Genomic DNA, 25399 nt, shown 5'->3' with positions numbered 1-25399 from the left:
CTCCTACTCTTCTATAAACTGGCCTTTTGCTTCCCCACATTCTGGGCAAATCCAGTCTTCTGGCAATTGTTCAAATGGTGTACCTGGTGCGATATCTGCTTCCGGATCACCTAACATTGCATCATATTCATATCCACATCCATTGCAAACATGCAGTTTGTATGGCAATGCATCTTTTTTGATAAATGGTTTCTTCATTTTTACCATTGGTGGTGCTGCCTTCTTTGGCTTTCCATTATCTAATGCAGCAGTTAATAATGGCAGAATTTCATTGACATCTCCAACAATACCATAATCGGCATTCTTAAAGATTGGTGCATTTTTATTGGTATTGATTGCCACAATGGTTGTCGCATCTTTGATACCTTTTAAATGCTGACTGGCACCTGAGATACCACATGCGATATACAGATTGCCACTGAATTTTTGTCCTGACATACCCACATAACGATCAATTGGCACATATTTTAATGTTTCCGCAACTGGTCTTGATGATCCAATAGCTGCACCTGCCTGTTTTGCCAGTGCTTCAATTAATTTCATATTTTCTTTTGATCCAATACCTTTTCCGGCACTGACAACACGTTCAGCCTGTGTAATTGGTGTATCTAGTGGAATACCAACTGTGAAATCATAACCATCAGCTTTTAATGATTCCACTAATTTTGCGACTTTTTCTTCTGCGCTGCCATCTTTAAAAATCATTTTCTTACGCATACCAGTAATGTCTGTTGGAGCTGCTTTTGTGGCAGCACGATCTTTCTTTTTAGGTTTACCTAAGATATGTGATGCGATAACCACACGCTGGATTTCATTGGTACCTTCATAAATTGTACAAATTTTTGCGTCACGATATGCACGTTCTACTTCCATACCCTTCAAATATCCACTGCCTCCAAATACCTGTAATGCATCATTGACAACCTCTAAACAGATATCAGAAGCATATTGTTTTGCCATGGCAGATTCCATACCATATGGTTCATGATGTTCTTTTAATTCTGCGGCGCTATATACTAAGAATCTTGCACAGCGAAGCTTGGTAGCCATATCCGCAATCTTAAAGGAAATGATTTGTTGCTGGGCAATTGGTTTTCCAAACTGTTCACGTTCTTTCGCATATTCTACCGCATGTTCAAATGCACCCTGTGCAATACCTAAAGCCTGAGATGCGATACCAATACGTCCTCCATCCAAAGTTGCCATTGCGATTTTAAAGCCCTGACCTTCTTTACCAAGTAGGTTTTCTTTTGGCACCTTCACATCATTGAAGATCAATTCTGCTGTTGATGATGAACGAATGCCCATCTTGTCATAGTGATCGCCAAATGTAAATCCTTCCCAGCCTTTTTCCACAATAAAAGCGCTGATTCCCTTTGTGCCGATATTTGGTGTCGTAACCGCAAATACCACATACGTATCGGCTTTTGGCGCATTGGTGATAAAGATTTTATTACCATTCAAGATATAATGATCACCTTGTAATACGGCTGTTGTTTCTGTACCACCAGCATCACTTCCAGCGTTTGGTTCTGTTAAACCAAAAGCACCAATTTTTTCACCTTTGGCAAGTGGTACTAGATATTTTTGTTTTTGTTCTTCTGTACCAAATGCAAAGATTGGCCAGCTTCCTAATGATACATGGGCAGATAGGATAACCCCTGTGCCACCATCTACACGACTCAATTCTTCTACTGCAATTGCATAACTTCCAACATCTAAGCCAGCTCCTCCATATTCTTTAGGATATGGAATACCCATTAGACCCATTTTGCCAAGTTTTTTGATTGCTTCCGTAGGAAATTCATTTTCCTTATCCAGCATAAATGCGATTGGTTTCACTTCTGTTTCCGCAAACTCACGGATTTTGGCACGTAATTCTTCCTGTTGTTGTGTTGTTACATAATTCATCAACGTATACCTCCTCTTTTTACCTTAACCTATGATGACGATGTTCTTTCAGCTACTCGCTTTTTAGGTTCTATGCCTCTTACACCGATAGGATAACATATATGTAAGCGCTTATACAACTAAAACGCTCATAATTCTTAAAACTTTTCTAAGAATTATTTTTATGTTTATAAAAAAGAAAAGACCTGCCTTATCGGCAAGTCTGATTTATTCTAAAACTTCACGACTTTATAATCATCGCTTCTTGTTCAAGTGCTTTTCTATGCTTTAAAATCGCATCCATTACATCATGAAAGATTGTCAAATCTTCACGATCTCGTGCTTTTTCTATCTTATCAAGATAGGCTTCATCCACACTTCTTGCATATTTCAAATATTTTTCATAAATATCAAGTGACATATGATAAGGCTTTAAATTAGGAAATACTTCCTCTTTTAATCGTGCAAACATCAAAAATCCACCTAAATCGATATCGGAGGATAAATATATTTCTCCATGAAATCCTTCCCGCATACATTCATATAATTGTTTTCTAACAGGACTAAAATGACCACCTGCAAATACGATTGCTTCATCTGGTCGTTTTTCTTTGATACGGCTATAATAATTCGCTTTATTTTCAATCAGCACCAAACGCTTTGCCTGTATTTCCATATGTTCTATATCAGAAAGCATATCTCCATTTAGGATAAACCCTTTTTGAAATGGGGTTGTATCGATACAAGTACCATCTTTTAAATAGAGTTGAATAGGCGCACACCATGCAAATTCCTCTGGATATAATTGAAATCCAAGACTGCGAAATATCTCACTTTCCCGCATTTCATAATCATCTGCTTTTGCCATAAGATAATTAGGTTCATATCGATGAATCAGTGATAAGAAGCTACTTTTTAGTTCATTTTCAAAGTACTTGGTATCATGAAAGAGAGCATTGGACATCGCACGCATAAAGTTATTTCGCCCTTCATCAATATAGTCAAGTACCATAAAAAGCTGTTTGATATGCTCCATATCTTTTCCCACATATTTATGCAAAGTTCCATTTTTTACAAGATATGCTTGTTCATCCTGAATAAATGATTGTATCCATGGAGTTTTTATCTTTTCCTGATAGTCATGAAGTAATTGTGATAATTGTTGCGCTTCATCATTTTTCGATTGTTTACCATAGTATTCCTGATAGATATCATTCACATGCTCCAGATTTAATATGATGGTTTTCATATGGTTGGTATGTTCTTGATCATACACAATTTGAATATATCCTTTGTTTTGCAGTTCTTCCATATCCGCATTGATTTCTTCCACACTATCAAAATCCTGTACATCATATGCATGATAGCTTTTCAAATGAAACATGATTCGACGCTTACTGTTATCTTTATTGGGATTGGCATGGGCACTGTTTTCGTACTTCTGAATCAGTTTATCCAATAACTGCTTCTGATGCTTGCTCATGTATTGCCTCTTTCTGGGTCCATTTGGTTACGGTAGATACACGTTGATGGTTACGTTCATCACTTGTCGCAATCAACGTCATATCCGCCACTCTGCTTAAATTAGAGATTTTATCGGTTGGTGTAACAATGATTGCCTGAAAGCCTAAAGACTTCAATAGATTGATACATTCCTCAATTCGCTCATTATCCATCTTATCAAAGGCCTCATCAAATACAGCTAATTGTAAGCCACCTGCTGGTCCATCATAAACACTAAATAATGATACTAAAACAGCCACATAAAATGGTGTTTGTGTTTCTCCACCTGAACTTGATCCGATGGTCTTTCCAAGCGAATTTCCATTCTCTAGAATATCAAATTTCAGATAGGTCGTAAAGCGTGATAACATCTTCACTTCTTTTTCTAATTCATGATATGCCTTAGGATCATTTAAAGATGATAATGCGGATATTTTATCAAACAATTCCCGTATTAATTCTTCATTTTCTTCATACACATGCGTATTTAATAAGTTATGACCATTTAATTCTTTGTTGGTAATCAGATTATAGTATTCACGATAATCTTCGTTACAGGTACAAACGAATTCATATTGAGAGCGGCCAAACTGATGACGTTTGATAGAACGATTTAATCGGTCGATTTGCATTTTTACATTTTCAATCTTACTGTTTAAGGCATTAAAGAAATTGTTTTGGAAACATTCATATGCTTTCTGTTCAGCAAGATGACATTTCTCTATATATCCTTCTACCACATTCTGCGCAAACTTCTCATATTCTCGTTCATAATCTTCACTCGCAAAGGATGGATCTAAATGAATGCGAAACATCAGATTATATTGTTCCTTTTGGCTCTTTAATTCCATCTGATCAATACCTAAAGAATTTTCCAGATGCTTATACTGACTATCTATCTGTTGTTTTCTTTGTATCATTTTATCCAGTTCTTTAATATTTGCGATACTATCAGGGATACCATAAACTGGTTTTTCACTCTGTTTCAAACGTTCTTCTAATTCCTGCATACGTTTGTTATCGCTGGTAATTTCTTTTTCTAGTTGTTTGGCATTGCTTCCCTGTTCTACCTGGATACCATAAATACGATTTCTTTCTTTTTGCGTAGCCTTAATTTGTTCATCAATATCCATTAATTCTTGTAAAGACTGTGGCGTCATCGCATCTTTCAGCTCTTTCATTTCTTTTTCCAAAGCATTCATTTGTTCGGCCTTTGTCATAGCGGCTTCTACCTGACGGATAAAATCATCATTGATAACATACGCAATATGAATATCCTTCACGATATCATAAAGCTGTTGTAATTGTGCTTCGTGTTGTTGGTTTTCTTTTATTTCACGTTCAACTTCAATCAATTGTTTTTCAAGGGAATCCGCCCCGATAAATGGGATTTTATAATGGTTGGGATTCATATGAGAAATCGCATAGCCACTATACAACATACAATCTGGTGTAATGCTGGTGTGATATTTACGAATATCTGCTTCCTTTTCACAACATGCGACTCTTCCCAACAAGTATTTCACATACGGCTTTAAATCTTCACGATCGACTTCCACATGATCATATAAGGTGGTTGTATCTAAGTCAGGTCCTGGTTTTGCTTTAGCCTGATCGACAATGGAATATGTATGAATATCTAATTCATTTTTCATAGAACGATACATTCGATAGGCATCCATAAAGTATGCTTCATCTACAATCAGATTTAATTTTTGATTACGGATGTATCCTTCAATTGCATTTCGCCATGTTTCATCTTTGATGGTAATATGGTCTGCCAATATGGTTACTGAAATTTCTTTTTGATGCAACATGGATAAACGTTTTTGTAGTTCTTCTTTGAATAAAAGAAGTTGTTTAGAATATGGTTTCTTTCCATTTTCCAGCTTTTGTTTCTTCACTAGCAGCTCTTTCATTTCTTCCTGTTGTTTTACCAATGCATTTTTCAGATTACTTCTACAATTTACAACATGTTCATCTATGTTTTGCAGATTTTCATAAAGTGTCTTATATTCATCTAAATCAAAACGTTCCAGATGTTCCACCTGATTGATGGACTTTCTGACCATTAAACGCTGTGTTGATGAAATTCCTTCTTCTAATGCAAGCAGCTCCTCATCTTCAATATCTTCTAAAGTTTCCAGCTGTTCATCCAGATCTTTGCCCTTCTGGATTAACTGCTCACTCACAACACTGACATCCTCATGGTGAATATCCCATTGATTCTGACAGTTTTGAATTTTACGTTCCAAAATATCCGCAGCATTATCTTTACGCTTATCTTTTATTTCTTCCAGCTGTTTTTCTACTACCTCATATTCTGCAGCACTTTGTGCACGTTGTTGTTTTAGTGTCTGAAATTCTTCATTGTGTTGATGATAAGATGCAACCACCTGTTCATGCTCCAATACCATCATTTGATAGTTTATGGCTTGTTGTTCTATCGCTAAAGTATCAAAGCGTTCTTTATCCTGCAGGATATCCATATATTTATCATGAATGATCTGTAGTTGCTCCTTCTTAGATTGTACAGTTTCTAATTGTTCCTTCATCTGGCGATAATCCTGAATTTCTTCCTGCATTTCTTCCAGATTTAAATCTTCTTCTTCCTGACAGATATTTTTTACGATAAACTCTGATATATTCATCATTGGTGTATAGGCAACTGCCATTTTAAATACATCAAAGAAACGTTCATCTTTGATCATCATACGTTGTTTAAAGTAATTACGATAATCGGTATTGGTCGTAAACATACGGCATCCTCGATCAGAAAAGCTGTCTAAAAACTTTTTCATGCGGCGGATATCATATACTCGTTTTTCATGATCCAGCAATCCATCACTTTCCACAAATTCATGTTCAGGAATTGGATGATTCATCATATAGAAACGATAATCCATTTCATTTCTTGTGGCACCTTCGCAATCAAAGACGATACCAAAGCAATATGTCTGACCTTTTTCATCTTCAAATTGCATACAAAGATGAGAACTGAAGAAGCCTTTATCTCGTTTATAGGTACCGTTTTTATACTTTCCTTTCAGATATCCCATCAAATCTCGTGTGGTTTTATCATTGGCGGATTTATTAAATAAAGATTTATCTGTTTTTCCTAATATGACGATCTGCATCGCATCAATCAGCGCAGATTTTCCTTCACCGGTTTTTCCACTTAAAAATACGATATCATCAAAATCTAACATGACTTTCTCATAGTACAGCCAGTTAATCAATAGCATTTTCTTCAGTTTCATCTTCATCACCTTCTTCCTCGTTATGTATATTCTTTAAGATATGATCTATATGCTCTGGAGTTAATACACAAGTGATATATGGTAAAACCCACAGATATTCCTCTTCCTCAACGTGATATCGCTGTACCACATTCAATCTTTGTAACGTCATGATCGCAGAAGAAATCATGGTAGAAGATGGTTTTGAGGACACAAGCGCAAATACATCCACCAACAATCGAAGCAGTTCATTGGTTGTGATACGTATCGTTAAGGAGGCATCTAATTCCAGCATTTTTTCTTCATAATAATTACGTAAAATCAATAGGAACATCGTTTCCAACATATTCAACTGATATTTACATGCACAGTCTTCCCGCTCATTTGTGATATAAATCATCCCCATATAGGAAGAACGATCTTTTTGAAGGATCCATCCTGCATATCGTAAATATTCATCAAAGTATTCCCAATGATCTGAAATAAATGTATAGTCCTCATTGCGTTCTTTTTTCTCAAAATTCTTGATTTTATTGTACTGATAAACACAATTTTCAGCTAATAAAATATTCACGATACGTGAAAATTCTTCACGTTGATTTTCCATTAATGTTTCTACTTTCATGAATCGCCCTTCTTTCTTATTAATAGATTTGGATAGTGGAAGTTACCTTCTTCAATACCTTGTGTTTCATTTGGCAGAAGTGTAGCCTCTATATCCATCTTTCGATCTCGTCCATAGACATAAATCAGAATAGATCGTATATAATCATCCATATCTTTTACCCCGATATCCTTTAATTTACCGGCAGACTGATCTTTTAATTTATCTTTATAATAAGCCGCCACTTTTTCTTTTGTGAAGCGTTCATAACGATCTAAGCCTATTTTTTCTTCCAGCTGGCTTTGATCAGGTGCTTCTTCATCAAAGGTGAAACGCATGATATCTTCGCTTTGTTTACGTTTACGTTTGGCGAAGGAATACACCTCATTCTTTGGTATATATTGTGTCTTTTGAATATTCATGGTCTGTGAAATCATATCTGAGGTAATTTGTGGTTCTTCCTTCATATGATGAATCAGTTCCACAAGTTTTCCTTTTAAGCCTTGATCACTATTACATAAATACATAATTTTCTGTTTCGCAAGTCGACGATAACTTGCATCACTATTTACAAGCTGAGCTGTCAGATTTTCCACAATATTTAAATCGTTATACATCGCATATAACATAGACTCAATTGATTTTTTCGCATGATCACGGCCATTTACTCGATAATGACTGGTAGCACTGTCAATGATTTTTTCCTTTAATGTTTCATCATGAAGCAGTGTTTCCAATATATTGGCAACTGGATTTTTAAAACGTTTTAAACTATCCTCTACAAGTGTTGGGAACACATATCCTTCCACAATATCCCCATAGTATACATCAAAGAAATCATGATATATTTTCGTCGATACTTTTTTCACCTGAATGGCATAATAATCACGGATTCTGGCATTGGTCTGTTCAAGTGTTAAGATTAGCTCTTTAAAATCTGCATAGGCATTACGGATATGCTGATAGCTGTCCTCAATTTTCATTGGATCTTCCATATCTTTTAAAGACGCATGAATACGAATCATATATCCAATCTGTTCACGCTCTTTGATAATATCATTCACAAATGTGATAAATACGCGGCTGTGATAAGGCAAAGACACCATTTTCTTCATCGTATCCATATGTAAATCTACATTGATCCAGCCATGTTTTTCAAACAGGCGCAATAAAAACTGGATATCTTTTCCATACGTATCCTTTTCCTGCCTAAGTTCTGTTTCTATTTGCGCATACTCTTCTTCCTCTTTAAAATCTAACGATATTTCACGGTCTTTCACGTATTCTTCTAATAAATCCACAAGCAGGGAACGTTCCATACTCATTGTTTGATTTCGATATATACAATCATGGATTTCTAATAATAAATCCACATACCTATCTTTATTTTTTGACACCAGTATCGTAAAAAAAGATGCATCCATCTTTTCAAATAGTGACATAACTTCACCTCCGATAAACCTCGTCCTTTTATTTTACATGAATACTTGAAAAATATCCATAAAGAATTACCTGTTTCATTATGACTTACTCCTTTAATTAAGAAAATTTTGATTATGAATGAAATATAAAGTATCATAAATAATTTATGACAAAGATATAAACTCATCTAACACCCAAACCATCACAATCAAAAAAAAGAAGTATGTTCTTGAATAGAAACCATACTTCCTTCTTTTTACTCTAATGTTACTTTAATTTCTTTTTCCTTACCACTTCGATTAATGGTCAGGATTGCTTCATCGCCAACATTTTTACTATATAAAAGCGTACGGAATGTTTTGAAATCGGTACAAGCTTTGCCATCAAATTTCACTAAGACATCCCCACTCTTTATACCCGATTTACTTGCTGGTGAGCCTGATGTTACTTTCATGATATACAAGCCACTATCAATATCTTTATCGATATCAAAATAGCTGCGTTCAAAGCTTGTTAACTGTGCAATTTCCTGTACAGAAATACCCAAAATAGGACGAATAACTTTACCTTCCTTTTCTAACTGGGTAATGACAGGCAATACTTCATTGATTGGTAGCGCAAAGCCAAAGCCTTCCACTTCTTCTGCACTGATTTTCATAGAATTGATACCAATCAGTTCCCCTGCCATATTGATGAGTGGACCTCCACTGTTGCCAGGATTGATAGCTGCATCTGTTTGAAGAACGGATACATCAAAGTCTGCGACACCATTGTTATCGGTATCTACCTCCATGTGACGATCTACACCGGAAATTAAGCCACCAGAAACACTTCCCTGATATTCGATTCCAAGAGGACTTCCCATAGCGATGACGTATTCCCCTTTTTTCACCAACGAGCTATCTGCCATCGTAAAGGCTTCCGCATCAAAATCAACTGTGACCTTCAATAATGCCAAATCCATGACTTCATCTAGTCCTTTGATTTCTGCTTTTATTTCTTTCCCATTCGCAAATGTGACAATTGCGCCATCTCCATCAGAAACTACATGGTTGTTGGTAATAATATATACATCTTTTCCATCAACCCGATAGATTGCGCCACTACCACTTCCGATGGAACGATTGCGAAGTGTTGCTGTTACAGTCACAACCTTGTTTTCACATTTTTGTACAAGCTCCGTTACATCATTATTGATTTCCACTCTTGCCTGTTGTACATTCCCCTGTGTTGTGGTTGTCTGAATCTGATTACTACTTTTATCTGTGGAAACTCGATACAGCTGAATACTGATCACAATATTCCAGCCCAACAACATGACTACCAAAAATGTTAGTGTTTTTTTCATGCTTATTTCGCACCCTTTCCTCCAACATAAATAGAAAACTGATCTGCAGGATATAACTTCATCTGATCATGATGGATTTGTTTTTTATCCAAATGAGATATCAGTGTATTTAATGCCAGCTCCCGTGTATTTCCTTCTTGAGAAATATGGGCTAGTATAATTTCTTTGGTGTTGTTTCCAATCACATCACATAAAACATTCGCACTGTCATCGTTGCATAAATGCCCATAGTCATTGATGATTCGCTGTTTGATATATACAGGGCGATTGGTTTGCATCAACATCTCTATATCATGATTACTTTCAAATATATAATAATCAGCGTCCTTGATATAATCTTTTACTTCTTCTTTAATATACCCCGTATCAGTCACATAAACCATTTTTTCATTCTCACATTCTATCACATAACCAACAGTTCCTTCACAATCATGACTCATTGGTAAAACGGTAATGTGGAAATCTTTGATATCCAGTGTATCATAAGGGGCAATCCCATGAAGATGCTCTGTTTCAATATTTTGTGTTGCGTAAGTATGAATATCATTGAACATCTTCATCTGGGATACATGATCACTGTGTGTATGTGTAATCAATATCGCATCAGACTGGGTGGGATCATATTGAATGCGTTCAAAGCATCCTTTCAGATATCGTTTGGTCGTGCCACAGTCGATGACGATTTTTGTGTCGTTATGTTTAATCAGGCAGCAGTTTCCTTTGGAGCCACTGGCCAATAATGCAAATTTCATAAGGTAACCAACTTTCTAAATCTTCGCCATGTTGAAAAATGCGGAAATGTTTTTTTGAAATGCCAGCTGGATTCTGGCAGTTGCCCCATTACGATGCTTGGCGATTTCCACATCGGTAGGCTCTGTCACATTTTCAGCCGCTTCATTTTTGTCTTTATTGTAGTATTCTTCACGGTATAAAAACATAACGATATCGGCATCCTGCTCGATGGCTCCGGATTCACGAAGGTCTGACAGCATTGGATGTTTATCAGGTCTTGTTTCTACACTACGTGATAACTGTGATAATGATATAACGGGACATTCCATCTCTCTGGCAAGCCCTTTTAAAGAACGTGAAATTTCTGAGATTTCCTGTTGACGATTATCCGATCCACCTCTGCCGCTTCCTGATATCAGCTGAAGGTAGTCAATGACCACAAGATCCAGACCATGTTCGCTTTTTAATTTACGACATTTAGAGAATATCTCAGATATTTTGATATTACTGGAATCATCGATAAACAGTTTACATGCCATCAGTTCGTTGGCAGATTCATTCAGTTTATTAAATTCTTCATCCAGAATGTTCCCACTTCGAAGTTTACTAGATTCGACTGCACTTTTTGCGCTTAATATACGTTTCATCAAGGCTTCCGCAGGCATTTCCAGTGAGAATACCGCAATCGCACCTGGATTATAGAAGGATGCATTTAGCGCCAAGTTTAACGCAAATGCAGTTTTTCCCATCGCAGGACGAGCCGCTAAAATAATCAAATCACCACGCTGAAAACCATTGGTCAATCGATCCAGGTCATCATAGCCGGTTTTGATTCCAGTTACACGATTATCTGAAGAACGAAGTTTGATCAATTCCTGCATTACACCACTGATGACATCACGGCTGCTTTTGAAATCCGTTGCTTTACGGCTTCTTGTGACATTTAATATTTCACGCTCTGCGTTATCCATGATAACATCAAGGCTTTCACTGGTATCAAAACTGTCTTCCGCAATCACCTGTGCTGTTTCAATCAAGCGCCGTAAATGGGCACGGCTTTTAATCATTTCAATATAGTAAACACTATTGGTACTGGAGATCGCTGTATCACTTAATTTGATGATATAATCAGCACCTCCGACTAAATTCAATTGATCTGTATCTTGTAAACGGGTAATGACGGTCGTTACATCCACCGGTTTTCCCATATCCACAATATCTAACATACAACGAAAGATTCTCTGGTGGATATCCAGATAGAAATCCTCTGCCACAAGTCCTTGATCATACACGACACCCGCAACATTGGGATACACCATCATGGCGCCTAATATGGATTGTTCCGCCTCATTACTGTGTGGCAGTTCTTTACTCATGGTTTCCTCCTATCCATTGACATGAACACGAATCACACCAATGACTTTGTTTTTATATAAATCAACTTTTACATCGGTATATCCTAAATTAGAAATTGGTTCATTGTCGATAACTTTACGTTTTTCTACTTTGATACCATATTTATCATGCAACTGGGCAACAATCTGTTTTGTGGATACACTTCCAAAAACTCTGCCGCCTTCTCCCGTTTTTACATGGAATTCTAAAACGATTTTACTTAATTCTTTTTTTAGTTCTTCAGCCTCTGATTCCAGCTGTTTTTCTTTTAAATCATGTTGAAGATTCTCTTCATCTAAGATTTCCATACTTTTCTTTGTGGCCAAAACAGCCAGTTTTTTGTTTAACAGGAAGTTTCTGCCATAGCCATCACTGACCTCTACAATATCTCCTTTTTTACCAACCTTTTTTACATCACTTAGTAGTATTACTTTCATCTGTTGTATCCTCCTTGTTTTCTTCTATATATTCATCAATCATTGCGCGTAGTTCATCATCTACTGCCGCAACACTGGTATCATCACGTTGCAATGCCGCAGCAGAGAAATGTCCACCACCATGCATTTTTTCCATAATGACCTGCACATTGATTTCACCTTTACTGCGTGCAGAAACAGCAACTTTGTTATCTTTGATATTGGCAATGACAAAGCTTGCCTCAATACCTTTGATATTTAATAAAGAATCCGCCGCCTGTGACATCATGGTACGATCTTCTATCGTATTGTCATTAACAGCCGCAATAATCATATTTCCACGGTATTTTTCAGACCAGTTCATGATAGAGGTTTTTGCTTCAAAATCATCATAGTCCTCTTTTAACATGTTTTCGGCTTTCATACTGTCTGCGCCAATCTTTTTCAGATAAGCAACGGCTTCAAAGGTACGACTTCCTGTACGCATTCTAAAGCGATTGGTATCAACCAAGATACCATTATACATAATCGTAGCTTCACTTTCTGATATATTCACCTTATTTGTCTGATATGGCAAAAGCTCTGTTGCAAGTTCACTTACAGAACTGGCACTGGTTTCCACATAGACAAGAAGTGGGTTTCCAATAAAATCTTCACTTCGACGATGATGGTCAATCACAATAATACGTTTTGCGGACATGACAGTCATTGGTGCTCCAGTTTGTTTTGGGTTATGATGATCCACCGCAATGACCAGATCACCATCTCCAATCAATTTTGTGGCTTCTTCATCTTCGATAAAACGATGACGGGAATCTAATTCATCTTCCAAAGCAGTAAATGCTTCTTTCAACTGTGGCTCCATACCACCGCTTTTACTAACCACGTAACATTCTTTTCCATAAGCACTTGCGATACGTGACATACATAATGCACTGCCCATACAGTCAAAATCCATATTGGAATGTCCAACCACAAATACACGTTTACTTTCCATTATCGCTTCTTTGATTGCCTGTGCCATAACACGTACACGCACTTTACTACGTTTTTCACTTGCTTCACTATTACCGCCAAAGTATTTGACACTTTCTCCATATTTCTTAACAGCAGCCTGATCTCCACCACGACTTTGTGCAAGCTCCAGCAAATCATTTACCATGGTATCTAATAACTGATAATCATCTGTACCACGAGCAAATGACATACTTAATGTGATGGATACATCTATTTCTTCTGCATTTTTTCTTATTGTATTTAATATCGAAAAACGATCTTTTACAACCTGCGCAAAAATCCGTTCATTTAAGATAACCAGAAAACGATCACTTCTCAAACGACGAATAAACATGCCGTATTTATTTGCCCATTCCACACATGGCTGACGCAGCTGTAAGTTGATTTGTGCCATTTTGCCTTCATCCACATACTGCTGGATTTCCATATAGTTATCCAATTGTAATAAACCAGCCACAACACCATCAGATTCAAAGCGTTTTTTCAATACAGCATATTCTGTAATATCACGGACATACAATACCTGCGCATTTTCTTTTCGGGTAATTTCATATACATGATCATCATCCGTTGCGGTAATCACATCTACATCACCAGTAAATAAATCCGTGATTTCCGCAATCCAGCTGGAAAGTTTTTTTCCAACGACATCAATTTTTCTTTCTTCCAAAAAGTCATTGATCCATGTGGCATTATATTGTTCATCATAGGTAATAATTCCTACTTCACCAAATAACAATGCATCTTTAGCATCATGCCCTAAAATTCTTGAGATATCAATATCTCGTTGTTCTCTATCCTTTTGAAATTTTACCATGATCCAGACGATAATAGCGATATTCAATACTAACATTACTACCATTGGCACCATATTGATATCATTAAACCCTACAGAATATAACGATATCAATGCCAGAATCTGTAATATCACAATAATAGCGATTTGTACCTTAAAATTTTCTAAGCGATCCATGTAATAACACCTCACTCATTTTCTGTTTCAAATCTAATAACATGTCCAATACGCCAATGCATGCCACTACAAAATTCACGTATGGAACAAATATAGCAATCATGACAAGAAACACAGCAGCACGTTTACGAAGCAATACAATCAACCACATCAAGGCCAATGCACCATAGCCAATCGCAAACACCATTGCACATAGATAACATGCGAACAGAACATTTAAAAGTTCTTGGTTTAATTTTATCACATTTTGCATATAAAATAGTAGCCAAATAACAATTATTATGAATCCTATGATTTTTGGCACCTTTAATTCATAAAGTGGCTTCATTGGGCGCACCTTAATTTTAAAGCGTTTTAACATTACATTTCCCAGCATATGAATACACATCGTTTGTAGAATACTCATTAGTAACGTTGATAAAATACTGATGATGGATATGACTTTTGCGATATTAAAGCCAACATCCAAGTGAAACATGGATAATAACATATTGGCAATTTCTACATCTTCCGATGGATCATATCCAAAAATAGAGGCAAATAAAACAAAAGTGATCAAATAAGAAAACAGTGTAAAAAGAAACGTCCAGAACATCAGCGTTCCATTCTTCCATTCTTTTCTTATCCCACCGCCATAAACCATACCAGTTACAATACAGCTGAACATATAAAAGATAGTGGTAGGCACACTCAGCATAAAGCTTAAAATCAACATACAGACACTTGGCACCATTGCATTCTTTACACCATACTTTGCGGTATAAATTAAAATAGGGAATGTCAAAATCCAATACATCATATATTCAATCATTCCAGCCAACTGACGATTAATAAACAGCATCAATCCTACAATCGCCACCATCATGGCCCCTTCGGTTATTTTTCTGGTATCGTTTTTCATAAGAACCTCCTAATTATGACAAAAACCTCCACCCGTTTGACAAGTGGAGGTAATCTATTCTTATTCGCTTACGTAAGGCAATAAAGCCATCTGGCGAGCACGTTTGATTGCTGTAGCCAGCATTCTCTGATATTTAGCACGTGTACCTGTAACACGTCTTGGAATGATTTTTCCGTTTGCGCTAATAAAACGTTTTAATAATTCAACGTCTTTGTAATCGATAGTTTCAATATGGTTCTTTGTAAAGTAACATACTTTTTTACGTCCCATACGCTGTTTTTTGAATGCCATAGAAATATCTCCTTTCTTTAGAATGGTAAATCATCACTTGCGATATCAAGTGTATCGCTTGATGCAAAATCACTGGAATAAGATGACTGTGAACTTGATGTATCTGGTTCATAACCCTGGTTGTTTGCATTGTAATCAGGTGTATATCCAGCTTGTGCATTGTTTGCACTTGCAGATTTGCTTTCCAGAAACTGTACGCTGTCAGCAACTACTTCAGTAACATATACACGTTTTCCTGTCTGGTCATCATAGCTGCGTGTCTGGATTCTTCCTTCCACTCCAACTAGACTTCCTTTATGAAGGTATTGTGCCATTAAATCAGCAACTTTATTCCATGCTACGCAATTGATAAAATCGGCTGTTGGCTGACCTTCGGTTTTTATACGGCGATCACATGCAACGGTAAAGGATACCACAGATGCTCCTGAGCCGGTTTTTCTTAAGATTGGGTCTTTTGTAAGACGTCCAACCAAAACGACACGATTGATCATAGTCTATCTCTCCTTTATCGAGCGATTATTCTTCGCCTTCAGTTTTGATGATCATATAACGTACGATGCTGTGGTTGATACGAGCCAAACGATCGAATTCTTTGATTCCTTCGTTGTTAGCTGTAACGTTCATTACAACATAGTAACCTTTTTTCATGTGATTGATTTCATATGCGAACTCTTTTACACCCCATTCGTCAACCTTATCGATTGATCCTTCGTGGTCTGTAATGATCTTGTGTAAGCCATTCATAACTTCGTTACGAGCTGCTTCTTCCAAAGATGCGTTCACAATGTACATGATTTCGTATTTTTTCATTCTGTACACCTCCTCATGGTCTTCGGCCCTATTTCCTGAATAGAGCGGGGAGTAGAGATTTCTACCCATTTATATATTTTATCATTTGGTTCCGGCAAAGTAAAGTTCTTTTTTATTTTTTTGACAATCTTATCCAAAGTACATCTTATGATTCATATTTTTCAATCATTTTGCGCCATAAGCCATAATATATATGCTAAAAAGATTGTATATGCCAATGCATTTCCCTCTTGACACCTATCGACATCGTCATTATAGTGTAAGATGCTTGTTTCTAAATGCGCCTTTTCTATATATATGGCAACTTGCTTACTATCGCATGCAAAAATTGCCTGTATCAGATTCATAGTATCTTCATGATTCACTCACTACACCCAGTTAGAAACTTCTATATAATTCACAAAGGATTTCCACTACTTCATTATTAGAATATATATCATTTGTTTTTTTATCATATCCTAAATATCCCAAGTGTACAAGCTTCGTCTTTTGATGATGGATATCGCTTAAATGAAGAAGTATCTATTTTATATCCGCGCTCTGTTGTATGTTTCTTATTAGATCATGAATTCTATGATTATCGGACTGTCACAGAAATATTTTACCAAATTAAACCGTCATCAGCGATGTAACCATTTACATTGAAAATAATGTAAAAAAATAATTGACAATAAAATCAGTTTGATTTAAACTATTCGCATACACAAGCAAAGAAGCTTATGATTTTACAATCATAGGCTTCTTTTTCTATTTTGTGTATACAAGAAAACTATCTTTTTCTATACCACAAAGGCGTGTGTTTCAATTTTGATACGTACGCTTTTTTTTGTATAGAAATGGATGTATGTAAAAAGAGGAGGAAAAACATATGGAAGAAATTTTAAGTCAAATCTTTGGCATATGGTACCTGATTGGTGCAGCCTTTGTATTCTTTATGCAGGCAGGTTTTGCGATGGTAGAGGCAGGATTTACACGAGCAAAAAATGCCGGTAACATTATTATGAAGAATCTGATGGATTTCTGTTTAGGAACTGTCGCATTCTTATTAATCGGTTATGCCTTATTATGTGGTGATGATCTTGGTGGTTTCATTGGCTGGTTTGATTTCAGTAAAGGACCTTTGTTTGATTTTACAAACACCAACTGGTCAGCATTTGTATTTAACTTGGTGTTCTGTGCAACCGCAGCAACCATAGTATCTGGAGCGATGGCAGAACGTACAAAATTCATTTCTTATTGTATTTACAGTTTCGTCATCAGTTTGATTATATATCCAATTGAAGCTCACTGGATTTGGGGTGGTGGCTGGTTATCTCAATTAGGTTTTCATGATTTTGCCGGTTCTTGTGCAATTCATATGGTTGGTGGTATTACTGCTTGTATTGGAGCCAAATTACTTGGACCCAGAATTGGAAAGTTCAATAAAGATGGTTCTCCAAATGGTATCCCAGGACATAACATCACCATTGGGGCACTTGGCTGTTTCATCCTGTGGTTTGGATGGTATGGATTCAATGGTGCTGCGGCAACCAATGGATTACAGTTAGCAACGATTTTTTCGACAACAACAGTTGCCCCAGCACTTGCGACTTGTACAGTTATGATAATCACATGGGTAAAATATGGAAAACCAGATGTTGCCATGTCTTTAAATGGTTCATTAGCAGGACTTGTCGCTATCACTGCCGGATGTGATGTTGTTAATGTATTAGGCTCAGCCATCATTGGTATTTTAGCTGGCATCGTCGTTGTATTTGTCGTCTGGCTATTAGATTATAAATTAAAAATCGATGATCCTGTTGGCGCAGTTGCCGTTCATGGAGGATGTGGTATTTTAGGTACTATCTGTGTTGGATTATTTGCATGTGGTACAGACACAATGCCTGAAGCTGCTGGTTTATTTTATGGTGGTGGTACGAAATTATTATGTACACAGCTGCTTGGTGTTGGTAGTGTTGCATTATGGACTGCCATAACGATGACGATTGTATTTGTGATCATCAAAGCTACTGTTGGACTACGCGTTACCGAAGAAGAAGAGGTAACTGGTCTAGATAAATTAGAACATGGATTAGAAAGTGCATATGCTGGATTTGCATTAGAAACAGAAACATTAGGTATTGAAGCAACGCCAGTTGTAAAGCCACAACAAGTAAGTGTGGAGGAAGCCATTCCTGCCAAAGTTGAAAAAGGCGCTGGTAAATTAACAAAAGTTGTTATCATTACCAAAGCAGAAAAATTTGATGCATTAAAAGCTGCTATGGATATTCTTGGCATCACAGGTATGACAGTCACAAAAGTCTTGGGCTGTGGTGTTCAGAAAGGTCAAACTTCTTACTATCGTGGAGCTAAGGTAGAAATGAAGCTGTTACCTAAATTAAAAGCAGAAATCGTTGTATCTAATGTACCTGTACAGGCTGTTGTGGATGCCGCAAGAACTGTATTATATACTGGTCATATTGGCGATGGAAAAATCTTTGTATATGATGTAGAAAATGTTATCCGAATTTCTTCTGGTAAACAAGGTGTAGAAGCTTTACAATACGAAACCAAATAACTTTAGAAAAGGCTATAGAATGCGATACGATATCATATGTTCTATAGTCTTTCTTTTTCATATCATCTGTTTAAATATGATGGTCTGCTGTATTTTTGTTTATTAATATGCTTCATATATTTAGTGTACTCCCACACCTCTTATCCCTATTTAAAGTGATATACGTTTCTGATACATTCAATTTATATGCTTTAAAAGAAATAAAGGAAAGCGTTCATTTACCCTTTCCTTTTGGTCGTATTGTAAGTTCTTATGTATTGGTCTACTGATAATGCTTCAACTTTGATGAAGGACATACTATGAGCATTCCCATAGATATATGAAAGCAAATATTTTTGGTTAAATCCATAGTATCGTTTTTGTCTTCCTCCTTTTCAAAGCTTTATGATTTTCATGTATATCTTTCTATAGACCAAATACTTGATAGATTTTATCTTCCTCAATCTGGCGTTCGCTTTTATCATCAGCATGTTCCAGCATCACTTCTACTTTATTCTGTAATGTCACATTGATAAAACGATTCACATCAATACCTCTTAATTCAAAGAACAAGAATGGATTTTCATCAAATCGTACCGCAATGCCATATAACACTGCCGAAACATGTTTATCATATCAATTATTACTACACGATTCATATCATACTGTGTTCTATAAGCCACACATGAAGTAAAAGACTGTGTTATTCACACAGTCCTCATTTATCCTTATCTTCATAATAGCCATAATAACCAGCATGGTGTTGATCTAAACGATTTAATGCGACGCCAATCACTCTTCCTTCATTCCTTGTGATAATACGTTTACTTTTCTCAATCACTTTACGTTTCACATAATCACTCCTTACTACCAACAATACACCATCAACCGCCCTGGCGATAATGGTCGCATCTGTGGCACTACATACCGGTGGTGTATCGATAAATACATAATCATATTGTTCTCGTAGTTTTTCCATCATCGCAGGAAAATTATCCTGTATCAAAAGTTCTGATGGATTAGGCGGACATTTTCCACTCAACATAAGAGATAGATTTTCTATGGATGTGGAAAAAACCTTTTCTTCATGTTGTTGGCTTAAAAATTCGCTTAATCCCGGATATTCTTTTCCAATTCCTAAGTATTTACAAAGTCTTGAACGGCGCAAATCTCCATCAATCAATAGGGTTTTCTTTCCTGCATTCGCAAAACTCAATGCTAGATGAAAGGATGTAACTGATTTTCCTTCATTTGCTAATGAGCTTGTAATCGCAATCATTTTTGTATCCTTCATAAATAATAAATTGGTGCGTAATGCCATAAAGGATTCTTTAACTGCTGGTGCTAGTTCTGGTATGGATAATGTTATCGTATCATTATTTTTTAAAACCATGTCGCATTCTCCCTTCTTTACGATCATAGTTGCAGCTTTTACTTTCTACAATTTCACACAGAACCGGTAAATCCAGATATTTTTCCACATCTTCACTGGTCACGATATGATCATTCAATAAGTATTGTATAAAGATAACACCCAGCATGAGAATGCAACCCGCTAATGCTCCTACCATCATATTCATTTTCTTATTAGGACTGACAATATCCAAGTCCTTGACAGCTTCTTCTACCAGATATGGATCTTTTTGATCGATTTCTTTTGCGCTATCCATACCATGTACAACGATACGATTCACAATCTTTTTTGCTAATTCTGGGTCCTGGTCTTTGATGGCTACCTTTAAGATACGCGTATCACTAGGATTAGAGATTTCTACACGCGCCGCAAGCTGTTTATATGTCATTGGTAAGTCTAAATCTTCAATTACCTTTTCCATAATTGGTCGGCTTCTAAAAATCAATTCATAATCTTTTGTTAAAGCAGTACTTACTTGTATATCCTGAAAGCTTGCGGTAGGATCTGTTGAGCTGCCTCGCAAATACACCATAGAGGATGCTGAATACATTGGTGTTACACATTTATCTGTATATAACCAGGATATCCCTGTTCCCACAATCATCCCTATGACGATAAGCCACCAAAACTTTTTCACCCTTAGTAACAATCCTATCAAATCAATAGTGATCTCATCATCTCTTGTTGTTTCTTCATTACTTGTTTCTATTCCCATTTTTTATTCACCTGCCTGCCTATTATTATAATGGCAAACATATGGTTTCTTTCTTTTCTATGAAGGATGATACATATAATGTTTTATTTTACTTTTCCTTTAGATTTGAGAATGGTATTATTTTTAATATGTGACGTAAAAAAGACTACATAAATTTACGCAAAAAAAGCCATAGCAGATTGGTGCCATGGCGAAATGCTAATCGTTTTTTATGATTAAATTACTATACATTCTTTAACGTATTATGCTGACAATTTTACATCTTTATTAAATTAATTTTAAAAAAATCTTTGAGTAAAATAAATCTTATATATTTTCAAAAAAGCAATTATTTTACTAATTGTTCTATATAATATTAATTTTTATGGTGCTTTAAATTAACGTATGGATGTGGATGACCTTTAAACTTTGGTGTTGCTGTTTATTGTCATATCTAAATTCTCATGTAGATACCTCTGAACTTTTTTGTGGGTACCTTTTTAAACAAAAAAATAGCCTGTTTAATCAATTTTAGTATGATAAATAGTTTCATATGCCTTCAATGTCATGATAACACTATCATTTCCTATCTGAAGCATACGCTCTTTTACACCTTTCACATATATCAATAGTTCTCTACCATCTAAATCAATTTCCGTGTTTTTGATATTACATAACTCAGACACCCTGATGCCTGTAGAAAACAATAATTCAATGATTACAGCATCTCTGATTGCAGTATTCTTCTTATACTTCGCCTTATTATAAACATTAATCTGATGCTCAATATCCAATCTATTCACAAGCCATCAACGTGGAATACACATGTTAATAAAATCATCTATTCGATTTACTCCATTCATTTCCTTTAAAGTGATGACAACTCTCAAAAATAAGATTATCTTTTTTACTAGAATGCAACCTTTCTTTCATATTAATCTTCAGACCCCAATTACCAGATTCTGTAATAACTTTTCTTGGAATCTTTTTGTCCGTAATCTTTTCGCAAATATGTTTAACATTATCCCATTTCCTATACATCTTTCTAGCATCTTCATAAAGAGTCAAAAGACCTTCTTCTGATTGCTTACTACGGATTTTATTTATACATTTCCTTTTTTATCAAAATAAACACTATCAAAGTGTATATCCATTTCCATACTAGTATAGTCTACCCCTTGATTTCTATCGCAATTAGAAAAATACACCAAAGTTGCTCTAGCATAATATGGATGTCCGTTATAGTTTCACGGAACATGTAGATTGAAAGTACGCGTTTAATATTAATCAACTATATCAGTCAAAACAAACTTTATTTCATCATTTGTTGTTTGTATATTTCGCTAATATATATAAGAACAACACCATACCCAATTTTATGAGAAGCATCATCTTTTCTATCTCATCCAGCAGCATTAATAATTAATGTTTTTGCAACTTCACGGTTTAATCTCATGATATGTATGAAATAAGCTAGTTTCCGAGATATCCAAGGGGGGAGCAAAAGAAGTACCACATACATAAGAAGTGCCGAATTCATCTTTACATACAACCATTTTTTCATTTACGGTTGAACCATTCTCACTATAAAAACTTACATCCGGTTTATAAAAAAACGATAACACAGGGCCTCCTCTTGTATATGAGGTAATAAATGCGACTTATCTGTAAAAATTATGCAATGTTTTACTTACCCCCCCGCGTTATTTTCGTCTTATACAAAATCGTCTTTATAAATTTTTTTGTACATCTCTTAGGATAGCTAATCCAAACGCATCGTTTAAATTTTTTTCCTTTATTTATTTCTTTTAGAAATTTATCACGCTGTTTTGGTTTTATTGATGGATGATTAAGCTGATGGTTCCATTGTATTGCTCGCTTCAAATCAACATCCAACAGATGCAAATCAGTTTGCTCCAAAAGTGCTTTTCCCTTCTCGGTTTGGCAAAGTACCAATGACACTCCTTTGCGTTGAATATCCTCTGCCAGTTCACTTCCCCAGGAATCACCTAATGTAATATCACTAACACGTTCTGGTTTGGCATATTTACAATTATAACAATTTTCAGTATATGAAGCGGAATCTAAAAATGTCATTAAATAATTATCTACAACCGTGGGTACTGTAAAACGCTTTTTATCACTTTCCAAATAGAACTTGGTCTTTACACGAAATTTTATATTTTGAGCATTCCTAATATCTAAATGATAATCATTAAAAAAATGTTCAAGTATCTTTGGCGAAGGGGTACCATGACAAATCAAATCTATCGTATATAATTTTTCTTTATCACCTACAAAATTCTTTACAGCAGCCACCTGGCAAGGCAATCCTACAAATAATACATTCTCACCTTTTTTTAGTTTATCATTTATTTTCCTATAAATGCCTTCTGGATTACTTTTTACATATTTTGAGCCAGTAAATTTTATTACTTCTTTTTCAGTATGTGCGAAAGAAAAGCAGAAATCCCCATTCTTCAAAGAACAGCTACAAACAGTCCCACCATTATTTACAAAAGCTAATTCTATTGCAGTTGCCATCCCTCCAGATGAAGCTTTTTCCCTGATCTTCTGATCATTGGCCCACCCCTCTTTCCATATTATTGGTTCTAGTTGAACTGGCAGTTTATTTGCTTGACATATTTTATGACAAGCACCGCAATTAATACACTTATCTTCATCTATGATAGCATTATATGCTACCACAGAATCCACTATCTGAATTGCTTTCTTCGAACATATTTCAACACATGCTTTGCATCCTGCACATTGGTCTTTTTTACATACAGTTTTCATAACTTAATCACTTCCTTTTAGTACCAATAACTTTCTTCAACATCTGTAACCATGGCTTACCTAATATACAAACAGCCACTCCAAAAAGTAGAAGCTGAATTACGAATCCAATATTATTATTTATATATATAATAGCTGAAGAAAAAATCAAAATAATGCTTCCTAAGATAAACTCAATATTTCCTATTTTGTATTTAATATATTTTTTTGTGTGAATTAGTCTAAATATAAACACAAAAAAATAGCTCATACAAGTTGCTATTGCTGCACCATATACATTAATTATAGGTATCAACACAAAGTTTAATATAATATTAAAAATTGCCCCAAAAATTCCAGAAAAAAGATATCCAAAGCTATCTTTGTGAACAGTATAACTGGTAGCCATAAATGATCCCAATGTCAGATAGACATATCCGATTATAAGAAATGGGGTATATTTCCATGCAATAAAGAACTTATCAGAAACATATATGCTTAAAAACGGTTTCACAAATGTTATTATGCCAATTCCAATCAACATAACAATTCCGATAAGCATTTTAAAAATGCGATTATTATATTCTTCTTCATCACATGCACCGTCTTCCCTAATAGCGGAATAACTCCAAGCTTGATTAAAAATTGATGTTAACGTAGAAACAAGTGTCGGTAATTTGTACGAAACTGCATATATACCATTAGCAGCAATTCCCACCATACTTGAAACCATTATTCGATCAGAGGAATTCATAATCCACCACATAAAAGAATTTGGAATCAATACTATAGAATATTTTGCCATATCTTTTAAAAGTTTTTTATTAATTTTTTTCAATCTAAAGCTTTTATATCCCTTACCTACAAGCAACGCATAAAAAAATGTAACGAGGTTGGCACAGATAAATGCCAATAAATATCCTTCTATCTGCATTTTAAAAGCAAGTAGAAAAATAATATTGAATACCGCGATAAAGAAAGTATGTAGTATATTACCTATAGAATAAAAGAGCAACTGTTCTTTTCCTCTTAAATCGCATAAATAAAGTTGACTTGCTGCCAATGTTATTACATAAAAATAGGTCAATACTGCATATGGCGAAATCTGTTCAAATTGAGCGCAAATTGGAATAACAATTGTTCCAAATAGACACGCAATAAAAAATATATATGTACCTATCTGTGTAATTTGTTCCTGATCTGCATCCTTATCCAACGCAAATCTCATAACTGATTCACATATGTTAATTGTAAGAAGCGGAATCGCCACTGTACTAACAGTCGTCACTAAATCCACAACGCCATACTGCGCTGTAGTCAAAGCACTCGTATATAATGGAATCAAAAAAAACGTAATTAATTTTGATCCTAAATTACCTAATGTAAATATTAGTGTGTTTTTTATTAAATATTTTTTCCTGTTCTTTTCCATTCGT

At 35.5% G+C, this 25399-nt stretch carries 22 protein-coding genes and 1 pseudogene; 1 reads left to right on the top strand and 22 read right to left on the bottom strand.

The annotated features are described in order from the left end of the window. Window positions 1-3 precede the first annotated feature (3 nt). The 16 genes and pseudogenes from DW761_RS21805 to DW761_RS02325 form a co-directional block, all read right to left on the bottom strand. On the bottom strand, window positions 4-705 hold the full coding sequence (locus tag DW761_RS21805) for an FAD-binding protein (RefSeq protein WP_394336493.1): 702 nt from the start codon (window positions 703-705) through the stop codon (window positions 4-6). Window positions 706-789: 84 nt separating this feature from the next. Further along, window positions 790-1911, bottom strand: a pseudogene (locus DW761_RS21800) (acyl-CoA dehydrogenase); the annotation flags it as partial. A gap of 220 nt (window positions 1912-2131) precedes the next feature. Further along, complete coding sequence (locus tag DW761_RS02390; RefSeq protein ID WP_117454271.1) at window positions 2132-3373, bottom strand: Wadjet anti-phage system protein JetD domain-containing protein; 1242 nt, start codon at window positions 3371-3373, stop codon at window positions 2132-2134. Then, window positions 3342-6653 (bottom strand): ATP-binding protein, encoded by a 3312-nt coding sequence (locus DW761_RS02385; RefSeq protein WP_233511368.1) that lies wholly within the window; start codon window positions 6651-6653, stop codon window positions 3342-3344. The genes DW761_RS02390 and DW761_RS02385 overlap by 32 nt, the downstream gene beginning before the upstream one ends. Continuing rightward, on the bottom strand, window positions 6625-7257 hold the full coding sequence (locus DW761_RS02380) for a DUF4194 domain-containing protein (RefSeq protein WP_117454272.1): 633 nt from the start codon (window positions 7255-7257) through the stop codon (window positions 6625-6627). Before DW761_RS02380 ends, DW761_RS02385 begins: the two co-directional genes overlap by 29 nt. Beyond that, on the bottom strand, window positions 7254-8678 hold the full coding sequence (locus DW761_RS02375) for a Wadjet anti-phage system protein JetA family protein (protein ID WP_117454273.1): 1425 nt from the start codon (window positions 8676-8678) through the stop codon (window positions 7254-7256). Before DW761_RS02375 ends, DW761_RS02380 begins: the two co-directional genes overlap by 4 nt. Window positions 8679-8914: 236 nt before the next feature. Continuing rightward, a complete protein-coding gene (locus DW761_RS02370; RefSeq protein ID WP_117454274.1) occupies window positions 8915-10006 on the bottom strand; it encodes a S1C family serine protease in 1092 nt (363 codons plus the stop codon). Between the two features lie 2 nt (window positions 10007-10008). Then, window positions 10009-10758, bottom strand: coding sequence for an MBL fold metallo-hydrolase (locus tag DW761_RS02365; protein ID WP_117454275.1), 750 nt, complete (start codon window positions 10756-10758; stop codon window positions 10009-10011). Window positions 10759-10773: 15 nt separating this feature from the next. Beyond that, entirely contained in the window at window positions 10774-12114 is a 1341-nt protein-coding gene (gene dnaB / locus DW761_RS02360) for a replicative DNA helicase (RefSeq protein WP_117454276.1), read from the bottom strand. Between the two features lie 9 nt (window positions 12115-12123). After that, window positions 12124-12570: a 50S ribosomal protein L9 gene (gene rplI, locus DW761_RS02355; protein ID WP_117454277.1), complete on the bottom strand. Its 447-nt coding sequence runs from the start codon at window positions 12568-12570 to the stop codon at window positions 12124-12126. Further along, complete coding sequence (locus tag DW761_RS02350; protein WP_117454278.1) at window positions 12548-14539, bottom strand: DHH family phosphoesterase; 1992 nt, start codon at window positions 14537-14539, stop codon at window positions 12548-12550. The genes rplI and DW761_RS02350 overlap by 23 nt, the downstream gene beginning before the upstream one ends. After that, a complete protein-coding gene (locus DW761_RS02345) occupies window positions 14517-15440 on the bottom strand; it encodes a DUF2232 domain-containing protein (RefSeq protein ID WP_117454279.1) in 924 nt (307 codons plus the stop codon). Before DW761_RS02345 ends, DW761_RS02350 begins: the two co-directional genes overlap by 23 nt. Window positions 15441-15500: 60 nt before the next feature. Then, the gene (gene rpsR, locus DW761_RS02340) at window positions 15501-15731 is read right to left on the bottom strand and encodes a 30S ribosomal protein S18 (RefSeq protein ID WP_117454280.1); all 231 of its coding nucleotides are present in this window, start codon (window positions 15729-15731) and stop codon (window positions 15501-15503) included. 17 nt (window positions 15732-15748) lie between these two features. Beyond that, window positions 15749-16222, bottom strand: coding sequence for a single-stranded DNA-binding protein (locus tag DW761_RS02335; RefSeq protein WP_117454281.1), 474 nt, complete (start codon window positions 16220-16222; stop codon window positions 15749-15751). 25 nt (window positions 16223-16247) lie between these two features. Further along, complete coding sequence (rpsF, locus tag DW761_RS02330) at window positions 16248-16541, bottom strand: 30S ribosomal protein S6 (protein ID WP_117454282.1); 294 nt, start codon at window positions 16539-16541, stop codon at window positions 16248-16250. A 161-nt stretch (window positions 16542-16702) separates the two neighbouring features. Continuing rightward, window positions 16703-16906 (bottom strand): hypothetical protein, encoded by a 204-nt coding sequence (locus DW761_RS02325; protein WP_117454283.1) that lies wholly within the window; start codon window positions 16904-16906, stop codon window positions 16703-16705. Between the two features lie 503 nt (window positions 16907-17409). On the opposite strand from DW761_RS02325, the gene DW761_RS02320 reads away from it, so the two are divergent. Then, complete coding sequence (locus tag DW761_RS02320; protein ID WP_117454284.1) at window positions 17410-19098, top strand: ammonium transporter; 1689 nt, start codon at window positions 17410-17412, stop codon at window positions 19096-19098. 405 nt (window positions 19099-19503) lie between these two features. On the opposite strand, the gene DW761_RS21310 is transcribed toward DW761_RS02320, so the two are convergent. The 6 genes from DW761_RS21310 to DW761_RS02280 all read right to left on the bottom strand — a co-directional run bounded on the left by DW761_RS21310 (window position 19504) and on the right by DW761_RS02280 (window position 25395). Further along, window positions 19504-19692: a hypothetical protein gene (locus DW761_RS21310; protein WP_117454285.1), complete on the bottom strand. Its 189-nt coding sequence runs from the start codon at window positions 19690-19692 to the stop codon at window positions 19504-19506. A gap of 103 nt (window positions 19693-19795) precedes the next feature. Continuing rightward, a complete protein-coding gene (locus tag DW761_RS02310; RefSeq protein ID WP_158552274.1) occupies window positions 19796-20470 on the bottom strand; it encodes a CpsD/CapB family tyrosine-protein kinase in 675 nt (224 codons plus the stop codon). Further along, window positions 20454-21206 (bottom strand): YveK family protein, encoded by a 753-nt coding sequence (locus tag DW761_RS02305; protein ID WP_117454287.1) that lies wholly within the window; start codon window positions 21204-21206, stop codon window positions 20454-20456. The genes DW761_RS02310 and DW761_RS02305 overlap by 17 nt, the downstream gene beginning before the upstream one ends. Window positions 21207-21706: 500 nt before the next feature. Continuing rightward, window positions 21707-21988 carry a tyrosine-type recombinase/integrase gene (locus tag DW761_RS02300; protein WP_117454288.1) on the bottom strand — a complete coding sequence of 94 codons (282 nt, stop codon included), beginning with the start codon at window positions 21986-21988 and terminating at the stop codon, window positions 21707-21709. 883 nt (window positions 21989-22871) lie between these two features. After that, complete coding sequence (locus DW761_RS02285; protein WP_117454291.1) at window positions 22872-23984, bottom strand: Coenzyme F420 hydrogenase/dehydrogenase, beta subunit C-terminal domain; 1113 nt, start codon at window positions 23982-23984, stop codon at window positions 22872-22874. Window positions 23985-23991: 7 nt separating this feature from the next. Next, a complete protein-coding gene (locus DW761_RS02280; RefSeq protein ID WP_117454292.1) occupies window positions 23992-25395 on the bottom strand; it encodes a lipopolysaccharide biosynthesis protein in 1404 nt (467 codons plus the stop codon). Between the last annotated feature and the right edge of the window lie 4 nt (window positions 25396-25399).

The organism is Absiella sp. AM29-15, assembly GCF_003434225.1.
GTDB lineage: Bacteria > Bacillota_I > Bacilli_A > Erysipelotrichales > Erysipelotrichaceae > Hoskinsella > Hoskinsella hominis.
This window is presented reverse-complemented; position numbering and strand designations above follow the sequence as displayed.